This window comes from Candidatus Photobacterium acropomis, from assembly GCF_030685555.1.
In the GTDB taxonomy this organism is placed as follows: domain Bacteria; phylum Pseudomonadota; class Gammaproteobacteria; order Enterobacterales; family Vibrionaceae; genus Photobacterium; species Photobacterium lucens.
The window spans coordinates 405,945-418,716 of the sequence record NZ_CP131609.1; the positions used below are offsets into that span (position 1 = coordinate 405,945).

General features: G+C 48.0%; 7 protein-coding genes, 3 tRNA genes and 4 rRNA genes. 3 read left to right on the forward strand and 11 right to left on the reverse strand.

The features are described 5' to 3' along the window. Positions 1–52 precede the first annotated feature (52 nt). The 7 genes from Q7657_RS08495 to Q7657_RS08525 all read right to left on the reverse strand — a co-directional run bounded on the left by Q7657_RS08495 (position 53) and on the right by Q7657_RS08525 (position 7,323). Positions 53–128: transfer RNA gene (locus Q7657_RS08495), tRNA-Val, on the reverse strand. Positions 129–157: 29 nt separating this feature from the next. Then, a tRNA-Lys gene (locus Q7657_RS08500) sits at positions 158–233 on the reverse strand. Positions 234–235: 2 nt separating this feature from the next. Continuing rightward, positions 236–311: transfer RNA gene (locus Q7657_RS08505), tRNA-Glu, on the reverse strand. Positions 312–411: 100 nt separating this feature from the next. Continuing rightward, positions 412–1,958: ribosomal RNA gene (locus tag Q7657_RS08510) — 16S ribosomal RNA — on the reverse strand. A gap of 377 nt (positions 1,959–2,335) precedes the next feature. Then, positions 2,336–2,451 (reverse strand): 5S ribosomal RNA (rrf, locus tag Q7657_RS08515). Between the two features lie 86 nt (positions 2,452–2,537). Then, positions 2,538–5,429 (reverse strand): 23S ribosomal RNA (locus Q7657_RS08520). A 347-nt stretch (positions 5,430–5,776) separates the two neighbouring features. After that, positions 5,777–7,323: ribosomal RNA gene (locus tag Q7657_RS08525) — 16S ribosomal RNA — on the reverse strand. The 16S, 23S and 5S rRNA genes sit together here with 3 tRNA genes alongside, the layout of an rRNA operon. 389 nt (positions 7,324–7,712) lie before the next feature. On the opposite strand from Q7657_RS08525, the gene Q7657_RS08530 reads away from it, so the two are divergent. Continuing rightward, positions 7,713–8,261 carry a gamma carbonic anhydrase family protein gene (locus Q7657_RS08530; protein ID WP_107167277.1) on the forward strand — a complete coding sequence of 183 codons (549 nt, stop codon included), beginning with the start codon at positions 7,713–7,715 and terminating at the stop codon, positions 8,259–8,261. A 53-nt stretch (positions 8,262–8,314) separates the two neighbouring features. Here the strand turns inward: Q7657_RS08530 and Q7657_RS08535 are convergent, their stop codons facing one another. The 4 genes from Q7657_RS08535 to tsaC all read right to left on the reverse strand — a co-directional run bounded on the left by Q7657_RS08535 (position 8,315) and on the right by tsaC (position 10,939). Then, complete coding sequence (locus tag Q7657_RS08535) at positions 8,315–8,578, reverse strand: DUF1488 family protein (protein WP_107167278.1); 264 nt, start codon at positions 8,576–8,578, stop codon at positions 8,315–8,317. 5 nt (positions 8,579–8,583) lie between these two features. Beyond that, positions 8,584–9,405 carry a shikimate dehydrogenase gene (gene aroE, locus Q7657_RS08540; protein ID WP_107167279.1) on the reverse strand — a complete coding sequence of 274 codons (822 nt, stop codon included), beginning with the start codon at positions 9,403–9,405 and terminating at the stop codon, positions 8,584–8,586. A 62-nt stretch (positions 9,406–9,467) separates the two neighbouring features. Further along, positions 9,468–10,376 (reverse strand): oxygen-dependent coproporphyrinogen oxidase, encoded by a 909-nt coding sequence (hemF, locus tag Q7657_RS08545; RefSeq protein ID WP_107167280.1) that lies wholly within the window; start codon positions 10,374–10,376, stop codon positions 9,468–9,470. Positions 10,377–10,381: 5 nt separating this feature from the next. Then, positions 10,382–10,939 (reverse strand): L-threonylcarbamoyladenylate synthase type 1 TsaC, encoded by a 558-nt coding sequence (tsaC, locus tag Q7657_RS08550; protein WP_107167281.1) that lies wholly within the window; start codon positions 10,937–10,939, stop codon positions 10,382–10,384. A gap of 194 nt (positions 10,940–11,133) precedes the next feature. Here tsaC and purE point away from each other — a divergent pair, with 194 nt between their 5' ends. Beyond that, positions 11,134–11,622 carry a 5-(carboxyamino)imidazole ribonucleotide mutase gene (purE, locus tag Q7657_RS08555; protein WP_006647606.1) on the forward strand — a complete coding sequence of 163 codons (489 nt, stop codon included), beginning with the start codon at positions 11,134–11,136 and terminating at the stop codon, positions 11,620–11,622. After that, positions 11,622–12,740, forward strand: a complete 1,119-nt coding sequence (locus Q7657_RS08560; protein WP_107167282.1) for a 5-(carboxyamino)imidazole ribonucleotide synthase — start codon at positions 11,622–11,624, stop codon at positions 12,738–12,740. Before purE ends, Q7657_RS08560 begins: the two co-directional genes overlap by 1 nt. Positions 12,741–12,772: the final 32 nt, after the last annotated feature.

Here is a 12,772-nt window from a genome sequence, read left to right on the forward strand (position 1 = left end):
AAAGAGATTCTTCATTAAATCTGCGAAATCCGTGCAGAAAACTTTTAGAGAGTGGTGGGCGATACCGGGCTCGAACCAGTGACCCCCTCCTTGTAAGGGAGGTGCTCTCCCAACTGAGCTAATCGCCCTCCGATGTTTTACATCTTCGAGGAGAAGATGGTGGGTCGTGCAGGATTCGAACCTGCGACCAATTGATTAAAAGTCAACTGCTCTACCAACTGAGCTAACGACCCATTGGCGTCCCGTAGGGGAGTCGAACCCCTGTTACCGCCGTGAAAGGGCGGTGTCCTAGGCCTCTAGACGAACGGGACAATGTTCATACTTACTGTTGTTGGGCAACAATAAGTGGCTCTCTTACATTTTAACCAAGCAATCTGTGTGGACACTGCATTAAACAGTTAAGTCTTTAGGTAAGGAGGTGATCCAGCCCCAGGTTCCCCTAGGGCTACCTTGTTACGACTTCACCCCAGTCATGAACCACACCGTGGTAAACGCCCTCCGAAGGTTAAGCTATCTACTTCTGGTGCAGCCCACTCCCATGGTGTGACGGGCGGTGTGTACAAGGCCCGGGAACGTATTCACCGTGACATTCTGATTCACGATTACTAGCGATTCCGACTTCATGGAGTCGAGTTGCAGACTCAATCCGGACTACGACGTACTTTATGGGATTCGCTCACTCTCGCGAGTTGGCAGCCCTCTGTATACGCCATTGTAGCACGTGTGTAGCCCTACTCGTAAGGGCCATGATGACTTGACGTCGTCCCCACCTTCCTCCGGTTTATCACCGGCAGTCTCCCTGGAGTTCCCACCCGAAGTGCTGGCAAACAAGGATAAGGGTTGCGCTCGTTGCGGGACTTAACCCAACATTTCACAACACGAGCTGACGACAGCCATGCAGCACCTGTCTCAGAGTTCCCGAAGGCACCAAAGCATCTCTGCTAAGTTCTCTGGATGTCAAGAGTAGGTAAGGTTCTTCGCGTTGCATCGAATTAAACCACATGCTCCACCGCTTGTGCGGGCCCCCGTCAATTCATTTGAGTTTTAATCTTGCGACCGTACTCCCCAGGCGGTCTACTTAACGCGTTAGCTCCGAAAGCCACGGCTCAAGGCCACAACCTCCAAGTAGACATCGTTTACGGCGTGGACTACCAGGGTATCTAATCCTGTTTGCTCCCACGCTTTCGCATCTGAGCGTCAGTCTTTGTCCAGGGGCCGCCTTCGCCACCGGTATTCCTTCAGATCTCTACGCATTTCACCGCTACACCTGAAATTCTACCCCCTCTACAAGACTCTAGTCTGCCAGTTCAAAATGCTGTTCCGAGGTTGAGCCCCGGGCTTTCACATCTTGCTTAACAGACCGCCTGCATGCGCTTTACGCCCAGTAATTCCGATTAACGCTCGCACCCTCCGTATTACCGCGGCTGCTGGCACGGAGTTAGCCGGTGCTTCTTCTGTAGGTAACGTCAAACAATGCCGCTATTAACGACACTGCCTTCCTCCCTACTGAAAGTACTTTTACAACCCGAAGGCCTTCTTCATACACGCGGCATGGCTGCATCAGGGTTTCCCCCATTGTGCAATATTCCCCACTGCTGCCTCCCGTAGGAGTCTGGACCGTGTCTCAGTTCCAGTGTGGCTGATCATCCTCTCAGACCAGCTAGGGATCGTTGCCTTGGTGAGCCATTACCTCACCAACAAGCTAATCCCACCTGGGCTAATCCTGACGCGAGAGGCCCGAAGGTCCCCTCTTTGCTCCGAAGAGATTATGCGGTATTAGCTATCGTTTCCAATAGTTATCCCCCACATCAGGGCATATTCCCAGGCATTACTCACCCGTCCGCCGCTCGCCGCCCTTAACGTTCCCCGAAGGTTCAGTTAAGTCGCTGCCGCTCGACTTGCATGTGTTAGGCCTGCCGCCAGCGTTCAATCTGAGCCATGATCAAACTCTTCAATTAAAGTTTTGTTGGTCTTTCGACCGGCTCAATGAATACTGTTAATTCATCATAAATGATGAATGAATTGACTGTGCTGATACCGAAGTATCAAATTGGTCACTAGTATCATTGATAAATCTTTTGACTAATCATTCAACGAGTGCCCACACAGATTGCATGGTCAAATTGTTAAAGAACGTTGACTTTCAATGCCTTAGCAAATTCCGCTTCAGCAAGTCAGGTGGCGTATAATACGCTTTTCTGATATCCAGTCAAGACAAAATTCTCATCTTTTAATTGGTTGGTTAAAAAGTGAAAACCTTCTTTGACCTCGCTCACATTCCAATCAGTGAGAGCGAATAAAAGCCCGTTCTGATGAACGGGCTTTCTAATTTGAAGCCTGGCGATGTCCTACTCTCACATGGGGAGGCCCCACACTACCATCGGCGCTATTACGTTTCACTACTGAGTTCGGCATGGGATCAGGTGGGTCCATAATGCTATGGTCGCCAAGCAAATTCGGTACAATCTTGAAAAGCTGATTCTCAAACACACGTTCAAGTGTTCTTGGAGTCCGTATAAAAACCCCTTGGGTGTTGTATGGTTAAGCCTCACGGGCAATTAGTATCGGTTAGCTCAATGCCTCACAGCACTTACACACCCGACCTATCAACGTTGTAGTCTTCAACAACCCTTTAGAGACCTTAAAGGTCTAGGGATGACTCATCTTGAGGCTCGCTTCCCGCTTAGATGCTTTCAGCGGTTATCGATTCCGAACTTAGCTACCGGGCAATGCGTCTGGCGACACAACCCGAACACCAGCGGTTCGTCCACTCCGGTCCTCTCGTACTAGGAGCAGCCCCTCTCAATCATCCAACGCCCACGGCAGATAGGGACCGAACTGTCTCACGACGTTCTAAACCCAGCTCGCGTACCACTTTAAATGGCGAACAGCCATACCCTTGGGACCGACTTCAGCCCCAGGATGTGATGAGCCGACATCGAGGTGCCAAACACCGCCGTCGATATGAACTCTTGGGCGGTATCAGCCTGTTATCCCCGGAGTACCTTTTATCCGTTGAGCGATGGCCCTTCCATTCAGAACCACCGGATCACTATGACCTGCTTTTCGCACCTGCTCGACTTGTCAGTCTCGCAGTCAAGCGGGCTTATGCCATTGCACTAACCTCACGATGTCCGACCGTGATTAGCCCACCTTCGTGCTCCTCCGTTACTCTTTGGGAGGAGACCGCCCCAGTCAAACTACCCACCAGGCACTGTCCGTAACCCCGATAAGGGGTCGACGTTAGAACATCAAGCATACAAGGGTGGTATTTCAAGGACGACTCCATAACCGCTAGCGCGATTATTTCACAGTCTCCCACCTATCCTACACATGTAGGGTCAATGTTCAGTGCCAAGCTATAGTAAAGGTTCACGGGGTCTTTCCGTCTAGCCGCGGGGACGCAGCATCTTCACTGCGATTTCAATTTCACTGAGTCTCGGGTGGAGACAGCGTGGCCATCATTACGCCATTCGTGCAGGTCGGAACTTACCCGACAAGGAATTTCGCTACCTTAGGACCGTTATAGTTACGGCCGCCGTTTACCGGGGCTTCGATCAAGAGCTTCGACCGAAGTCTAACCCCATCAATTAACCTTCCGGCACCGGGCAGGCGTCACACCGTATACGTCATCTTTCGATTTTGCACAGTGCTGTGTTTTTAATAAACAGTTGCAGCCACCTGGTATCTGCGACTCCCGGCAGCTTAGAGAGCAAGTCTCATCACCGCTAGGAGCGTACCTTCTCCCGAAGTTACGGTACCATTTTGCCTAGTTCCTTCACCCGAGTTCTCTCAAGCGCCTTGGTATTCTCTACCTGATCACCTGTGTCGGTTTGGGGTACGATTCCTTATAATCTGAAGCTTAGAAGCTTTTCCCGGAAGCATGGCATCAATGACTTCACTGCCGTAGCAGCTCGACATCGTATCTCAGCCTTAAGATGGTCCGGATTTGCCTAAACCATCAGCCTACATACTTGGACCTGGACAACCGTCGCCAGGCTCACCTAGCCTTCTCCGTCCCTCCATCGCAATTATAAGAAGTACGGGAATATTAACCCGTTTCCCATCGACTACGCCTTTCGGCCTCGCCTTAGGGGTCGACTTACCCTGCCCCGATTAACGTTGGACAGGAACCCTTGATCTTCCGGCGAGGGAGTTTTTCACTCCCTTTATCGTTACTCATGTCAGCATTCGCACTTCTGATACCTCCAGCGAGCTTTACAACTCACCTTCAACGGCTTACAGAACGCTCCCCTACCCAATATGCAAAAGCACATTGCCGCAGCTTCGGTGTATAGCTTAGCCCCGTTAAATCTTCCGCGCAGGCCGACTCGACCAGTGAGCTATTACGCTTTCTTTAAATGATGGCTGCTTCTAAGCCAACATCCTGGCTGTCTGAGCCTTCCCACATCGTTTCCCACTTAGCTATAACTTTGGGACCTTAGCTGGCGGTCTGGGTTGTTTCCCTCTTCACGACGGACGTTAGCACCCGCCGTGTGTCTCCCGGATAGTACTTACTGGTATTCGGAGTTTGCAAAGGGTTGGTAAGTCGGGATGACCCCCTAGCCTTAACAGTGCTCTACCCCCAGTAGTATTCGTCCGAGGCGCTACCTAAATAGCTTTCGGGGAGAACCAGCTATCTCCGAGTTTGATTGGCCTTTCACCCCTAGCCACAAGTCATCCGCTAATTTTTCAACATTAGTCGGTTCGGTCCTCCAGTAAGTGTTACCTCACCTTCAACCTGCCCATGGCTAGATCACTCGGTTTCGGGTCTAATCCTAGCAACTATATCGCCCAGTTAAGACTCGGTTTCCCTACGGCTCCCCTAAACGGTTAACCTTGCTACTAAAATTAAGTCGCTGACCCATTATACAAAAGGTACGCAGTCACCCAACAAGTGGGCTCCTACTGCTTGTACGTACACGGTTTCAGGTTCTATTTCACTCCCCTCACAGGGGTTCTTTTCGCCTTTCCCTCACGGTACTGGTTCACTATCGGTCAGTCAGGAGTATTTAGCCTTGGAGGATGGTCCCCCCATATTCAGACAAGATAACACGTGTCCCGTCCTACTCGTTTTCACTGATAAGATGTTGTCGGTTACGGGGCTATCACCCTGTATCGCAGAACTTTCCAGAACTTTCACCTAACATCAAACTAGCTTAAGGGCTAATCCGGTTTCGCTCGCCGCTACTGCCGGAATCTCGGTTGATTTCTCTTCCTCGGGGTACTTAGATGTTTCAGTTCCCCCGGTTCGCCTCGTGCTGCTATGTATTCACAACACGATACTTACTTATGTAAGTGGGTTTCCCCATTCGGAAATCCCAGAGTCACCGGTTTTTACTACCTCATCTGGGCTTATCGCAAGTTAATACGTCCTTCATCGCCTCTGACTGCCAAGGCATCCACCGTGTACGCTTAGTCACTTAACCATACAACCCCAAGAGGTTTCGCTCTTAGTCTTCACTTAAAAAGTGAAATAAGTTGGTCAAACAACCAAGGTTTATGTCTCTGATAAGGAGACGTTGGTTTTTCGCCGGACTCGATACAAGACACTTGAATGTGTATTGTTTTGAGAACTCGTTTTCATCTTTCGATGAAAACTATAAATCAATCTATCGATTGAATTTACTAGTCAGCTTTCCAGATTGTTAAAGAGCATAACGCAAAAGCGTTAATCAATAACGGATGTCATTAATTAGCACTTTCGCTATTTTTCTAAAACTATTTCACCAAGCAATCTGTGTGGACACTGCATTTCAACAGTTAAGTCTTTAGGTAAGGAGGTGATCCAGCCCCAGGTTCCCCTAGGGCTACCTTGTTACGACTTCACCCCAGTCATGAACCACACCGTGGTAAACGCCCTCCGAAGGTTAAGCTATCTACTTCTGGTGCAGCCCACTCCCATGGTGTGACGGGCGGTGTGTACAAGGCCCGGGAACGTATTCACCGTGACATTCTGATTCACGATTACTAGCGATTCCGACTTCATGGAGTCGAGTTGCAGACTCAATCCGGACTACGACGTACTTTATGGGATTCGCTCACTCTCGCGAGTTGGCAGCCCTCTGTATACGCCATTGTAGCACGTGTGTAGCCCTACTCGTAAGGGCCATGATGACTTGACGTCGTCCCCACCTTCCTCCGGTTTATCACCGGCAGTCTCCCTGGAGTTCCCACCTTACGTGCTGGCAAACAAGGATAAGGGTTGCGCTCGTTGCGGGACTTAACCCAACATTTCACAACACGAGCTGACGACAGCCATGCAGCACCTGTCTCAGAGTTCCCGAAGGCACCAATCCATCTCTGGAAAGTTCTCTGGATGTCAAGAGTAGGTAAGGTTCTTCGCGTTGCATCGAATTAAACCACATGCTCCACCGCTTGTGCGGGCCCCCGTCAATTCATTTGAGTTTTAATCTTGCGACCGTACTCCCCAGGCGGTCTACTTAACGCGTTAGCTCCGAAAGCCACGGCTCAAGGCCACAACCTCCAAGTAGACATCGTTTACGGCGTGGACTACCAGGGTATCTAATCCTGTTTGCTCCCCACGCTTTCGCATCTGAGCGTCAGTCTTTGTCCAGGGGCCGCCTTCGCCACCGGTATTCCTTCAGATCTCTACGCATTTCACCGCTACACCTGAAATTCTACCCCCCTCTACAAGACTCTAGTCTGCCAGTTCAAAATGCTGTTCCGAGGTTGAGCCCCGGGCTTTCACATCTTGCTTAACAGACCGCCTGCATGCGCTTTACGCCCAGTAATTCCGATTAACGCTCGCACCCTCCGTATTACCGCGGCTGCTGGCACGGAGTTAGCCGGTGCTTCTTCTGTAGGTAACGTCAAACAATGCCGCTATTAACGACACTGCCTTCCTCCCTACTGAAAGTACTTTACAACCCGAAGGCCTTCTTCATACACGCGGCATGGCTGCATCAGGGTTTCCCCATTGTGCAATATTCCCCACTGCTGCCTCCCGTAGGAGTCTGGACCGTGTCTCAGTTCCAGTGTGGCTGATCATCCTCTCAGACCAGCTAGGGATCGTTGCCTTGGTGAGCCATTACCTCACCAACAAGCTAATCCCACCTGGGCTAATCCTGACGCGAGAGGCCCGAAGGTCCCCTCTTTGCTCCGAAGAGATTATGCGGTATTAGCTATCGTTTCCAATAGTTATCCCCCACATCAGGGCATATTCCCAGGCATTACTCACCCGTCCGCCGCTCGCCGCCCTTAACGTCCCCCGAAGGTTCAGTTAAGTCGCTGCCGCTCGACTTGCATGTGTTAGGCCTGCCGCCAGCGTTCAATCTGAGCCATGATCAAACTCTTCAATTAAAGTTTTGTTGGTCTTTCGACCGGCTCAATGAATACTGTTAATTCATCATAAATGATGAATGAATTGACTGTGCTGATACTTACGTATCAATTGGTCACTAGTATCATTGATAAATCTTTTGACTAATCATTCAACGAGTGCCCACACAGATTGCATGGTCAAATTGTTAAAGAACAATACTGATTTCGTTGCTAGCCAGTGGCTTGCTCCGTGTCAGTGAGGTCGCATTATAGAGAGTTCGATCACATTGGCAAGGGCTAAATTGAAATATTTCTGACATATTTAATCGCTCGAGCAAATAACACTCAATGCACCTTACTTTGACTATAATTCACCCATCACATTCGCTACTCTAGGTTAATAAATACGCATTATTATAGGTATAGTTATGCCAAGCCCTTTACGCTCTTATAAAACGATGACTCCAACATTAGGAAATAATGTCTTTATTGACCCTTCTAGTGTGATTATTGGTGATGTTCGCTTAGCTGATGATGCCAGTATTTGGCCTTTAGTCGCTGCGCGTGGTGATGTGAATTACATTACTATTGGTAAACGCACGAATATCCAAGATGGTAGTGTGCTACACGTTAGTCGTGTTAGTGATGCTCATCCCAATGGTTTCCCACTTATTATTGGCGATGATGTGACGGTTGGACATAAAGCTATGCTACATGGCTGCCAAGTCGGCCATCGAGTATTAGTCGGTATAGGTGCGATTATTTTAGATGGTGCGGTCATTGAAGATGATGTGATCATTGGCGCAGGCAGTGTAGTCCCACCCAATAAACGCCTCACCTCTGGTTTTCTTTATGTTGGCAGTCCTGCAAAACAAGCCCGCCCTTTAACAGATAAAGAAAAAGCCTTTTTATCGCAATCTGCAGATAACTATGTGCGACTCAAAAATGAGTATCTTTGTGAAGAACTGCCACTATAAATAGAAAGAGGCCTTATCTAACGATAAGGCCTCTCGATAATCATTTAAGTGACTTAGCCAATAACGACATCACCATTATCATCAAAACATTCATCTTCAATCATTTCTTCAGCTAACTCTTCAAGATCGAAACGATAAGCTGAGAACTGCGCTAAAATTTCCGCTTCATCTTGTAGCGATTTATCACTGCGAGCTTGTAACCATTCAAGGCTTACCCAGCAGGTAATTAATGCGCCGGCTTGCTGGGCGGGAAAGTTAACCGCTTGGCGAACAGCATCCCACGCTTGAATATCTGAAAATAGAATATCTTGGTTCATTACTTTTACTCTTGTAAGGTTCGGCGTAATTCACGCTGTACTTGTTTTGCGCCAGGGCGAAGTCCACGCCATAACATAAAGCTTTCTGCCGCTTGCCCAACGAGCATACCCAGCCCATCTAGTGTTTTGATAGCACCGTGCTCTTTCGCCCAACGATTAAAAGAAGTGATCGCTGAGCCATACACCATGTCATAGCAAGTGGTATTCGCACCAATCACTGATGGTGGTATTGCAGGTACATCCCCTGAAAGACTGGCTGAGGTTGAATTGATGATCACATCAAAGGTTTGATTTTCAAGATCAGCTTGCTCTAATGCCGCTACATTGCCGTAAGTTGAAAATAATTCTGCTAATTGTTGTGCTTTACTCAAGGTACGGTTAGCGATCACCAGTTGCTTAGGCTGCTGTGCTAATAGAGGCAATATCACACCACGGGCTGCACCACCTGCACCTAATAATAAGATGCGTTGATCTTTCAATTCGACATGTTGATTGATCAGATCTTGTACTAGACCTTCGCCATCTGTGTTATCACCTAGCACGCCACCATCATCTAGTTTCTTAAGCGTGTTAACAGCACCAGCTAAACGAGCACGTTCTGTCAGGGTGGTCGCATATTGATAAGCTTGCTCTTTAAATGGTACCGTGATGTTACAACCTTTACCGCCATCATTAAAAAATGCATCTGCCGCTTGTACGAAACCATCAAGCGCTACTAGTTGGCTGGTATATGTCATCTGCTGGCTCGTTTGACGGGCAAACAAGGTATGAATGAACGGAGATTTACTTTGTCCGATCGGGTTACCAAATACGACGTACTTATCCATATACGAATTCTCTCTTTATATAAGCAGGCTCTATCACTCCGTGATCTGAGCTAAATGATTGTTCACCACTCACGCGGCTTTAAGAAATCTTGATACAAACGGGCTTCTGCTGAGTTTGGCTCTGGCTCATAACAGTATTCCCAGCGTGCTAATGGCGGCATCGACATTAAAATCGATTCTGTTCGTCCACCGCTTTGCAAACCAAATAAGGTGCCACGATCGTAAACCAAGTTAAACTCAACATAACGTCCACGACGATATAACTGAAATTCTCGCTCACGTTCACCATAAGGCAAGTGATAACGCTGTTTTACAATTGGCATGTAAGCATTAATGTAGCCATTGCCTACCGCTTGCATGTAAGCAAAGCTCTTTTCAAATCCCCACTGATTGAGATCATCAAAGAACAAACCACCCACACCACGCGTTTCATTGCGATGTGGTAGGTAGAAGTATTGATCGCACCACGCTTTATGCTCTGAATACACCTCATCACCAAACGGGGCACAAAGTTGTTTCGCTGTATCATGCCAATGTTGGCAATCTTCTTCGAATGGGTAAAAAGGGGTGAGATCAAATCCACCACCAAACCACCACACAGGGGCTTCGCCGTCTTTTTCTGCGATGAAGAAACGGACATTGGCATGAGAGGTAGGTACATAAGGATTGCGAGGATGGATAACCAAGGATACGCCCATGGCTTCAAAGCGACGGCCTGCAAGTTCAGGGCGATGCGCAGTAGCAGAAGCTGGCATTTCGGCACCGTAAACATGAGAGAAGTTCACACCTGCTTGCTCGAAGATCTCACCGTTACGTAATACACGGCTACGACCACCACCACCTTCTTCACGTTGCCATTGGTCTTGCTCAAATGACACTGTGGTTTCTTGCTGCTCTAATGCTTGGCAAATGCGATCTTGTAAATCCAACAAGAAGGATTTCACCGCATGTTTGTCGACTTGGTTATCCATACTATTTACCCCTGACGGAAGATATTGCCATTGCGTGCATCACGGATCTCAGAAGGATTGGTACGTCCTCCCGTTTCTCCTTGGAGGATCGCAGCTAGACAATGGCCCAGTTGTTGCTCGACTTCTTGCGCTGTTCGGCCCGGCTCTTGTCCTGTTAGGTTAGCGCTGGTTGAGGTAATTGGCTTACCGAACTCTAAACATAGACGTTGTACTAATGAATGATCGCTCACACGTACCGCAATAGTCGTAAATTGGCCCGTTAAAAATGCAGGCACATTCGCTTTAGTTGGCATAACCCATGTTACAGGACCTGGCCACGTTGCCATCACTGTCGCTTTTTGCTCTGCGGTTAATTGGCTTTCATCTATGTATGGCAATAACTGTTCATAATTAGCAGCGATCAAAATCAACCCTTTTTCGACAGGGCGCTGTTTAATTTCTAATAATTTTTCAACCGCTTGTTGATTATCAGGATCGCAACCAACACCAAACACCGCTTCGGTTGGGTAACCGATCACTTCACCTTGTTTTAAGGCAGCGACAACTTGAGCAAAATTCTCCACAGTATCCTCGTTTCTTCTTTGGCAAATATTGTTGTTTTACTTTCTCAAAATCATTCTACCTACTCCTTAGTCACAACTCCATGCTAGGTTATAAGACAGTCAATATTCATGACGCAAACGTTTTCCTTTGCGATAAATCACCGTATAATGCCGACATCAACACGATGTTAAGTTATGACCTGAAGGAGAATGAGATGAAAGTTGGAATAATCATGGGTTCAAAATCTGACTGGCCAACTATGCAACATGCCGCTGAGATGCTTGATCGTTTCAATGTTCCTTATGAGACAAAGGTCGTTTCAGCTCACCGCACCCCGCATTTACTGGCGGAATACGCAGAAAGTGCACAAGAGCGTGGTATTAAAGTGATCATCGCAGGTGCTGGCGGTGCGGCTCACTTACCAGGTATGACAGCCGCTTTTACTAGCGTGCCTGTATTAGGTGTGCCAGTACAATCTCGCGCCCTAAAAGGTATGGATTCACTGCTTTCGATTGTTCAAATGCCAAAGGGGATTGCAGTAGGTACATTGGCGATTGGTGATGCAGGTGCTGCCAATGCTGGCCTATTAGCCGCACAAATTATCGGTACGCAAGATGAGCAAGTGCTTGCAGCCATTGATACTTTCCGTAAAGAGCAAACAGAAACCGTACTGAGTAATCCAAATCCAGCTGAGGACGCATAATGAATAACGTGCTCGTCCTTGGAGCAGGTCAACTTGCCCGTATGATGGCACTGGCTGGCGCACCGCTTAACATCAATGTGATTGCCTATGATGTGGGTAGCGATAAGGTGGTTCATCCACTGACCCTACAGGTTATGGCGGACTCTTTAGCTCAAGCCATTAATGAAGTTGATGCCATCACCGCTGAATTTGAACACATTCCTCACGATATTTTAGATAGTTGCGCTGCTAGCGGAAAATTCTTCCCAACGCCTGATGCAATTAAAGCAGGTGGCGATCGCCGACTTGAAAAAGCGTTACTGGATAACGCAGGCGTGCGAAATGCGAAATACCATGTGATCCGTGAGCGTGCTGATCTATTAACAGCGATTGAAAAGATCGGCTTACCGCTGGTGCTAAAAAGTGCCTTAGGTGGTTATGACGGTAAAGGGCAGTGGCGCTTAAAAGAAAGCACACAAATTGATGCGATCTGGCTTGAAATGGCACAATGTATTGCCGATTCTGCTAATCAAGCGATTGTGGCAGAGCAATTCATTCCTTTTCAACGTGAAGTATCATTGATTGGTGCGCGTAATCGTAACGGTGATATTCAAGTATTTAACTTAACCGAGAATATTCACACTGATGGCGTATTAAGCCTATCTACCGCAATTGTGGGTGACTCACCACTGCAAGCACAAGCCGATAACATGTTCCGCGCCGTCGCTAATAGCCTTGATTATGTTGGCGTGTTAGCTATCGAGTTTTTTGATCTTGATGGTGAGTTATTGGTAAACGAAATTGCACCACGGGTTCATAACTCAGGCCACTGGACACAACAAGGGGCTGAAACCTGCCAATTTGAAAACCATTTACGTGCGGTATGTGACTTTCCACTTGGCAACACGCAATTAACTCGCCCAAGTGCGATGATCAATATCTTAGGATTAGACAGCGTACCTGATGCGGTTTATGCCCAAGAAGGTTGCCATGTTCATTGGTACGGCAAAGAAAAACGAGCAGGGCGTAAAATGGGGCACATTAACGTGTGTGCTGATACCCCAGAGCAACTGCAGTACCGTTTGATCATGTTATCGAGCTTACTCGATGAGAACGATTTCCCTGCGCTACCTCGTTAAATACACCTATATAAAAACCGACAAAAAAGCCT

What these genes read in the sequence shown, in the direction of transcription:
- Q7657_RS08560 (WP_107167282.1), top strand. Translation starts at nt 11,622, where the DNA reads ATGAATAACGTGCTCGTCCTTGGAGCAGGTCAACTTGCCCGTATGATG.
- Q7657_RS08535 (WP_107167278.1), bottom strand. Translation starts at nt 8,578, where the DNA reads ATGAACCAAGATATTCTATTTTCAGATATTCAAGCGTGGGATGCTGTT.
- purE (WP_006647606.1), top strand. Translation starts at nt 11,134, where the DNA reads ATGAAAGTTGGAATAATCATGGGTTCAAAATCTGACTGGCCAACTATG.
- Q7657_RS08530 (WP_107167277.1), top strand. Translation starts at nt 7,713, where the DNA reads ATGCCAAGCCCTTTACGCTCTTATAAAACGATGACTCCAACATTAGGA.
- aroE (WP_107167279.1), bottom strand. Translation starts at nt 9,405, where the DNA reads ATGGATAAGTACGTCGTATTTGGTAACCCGATCGGACAAAGTAAATCT.
- hemF (WP_107167280.1), bottom strand. Translation starts at nt 10,376, where the DNA reads ATGGATAACCAAGTCGACAAACATGCGGTGAAATCCTTCTTGTTGGAT.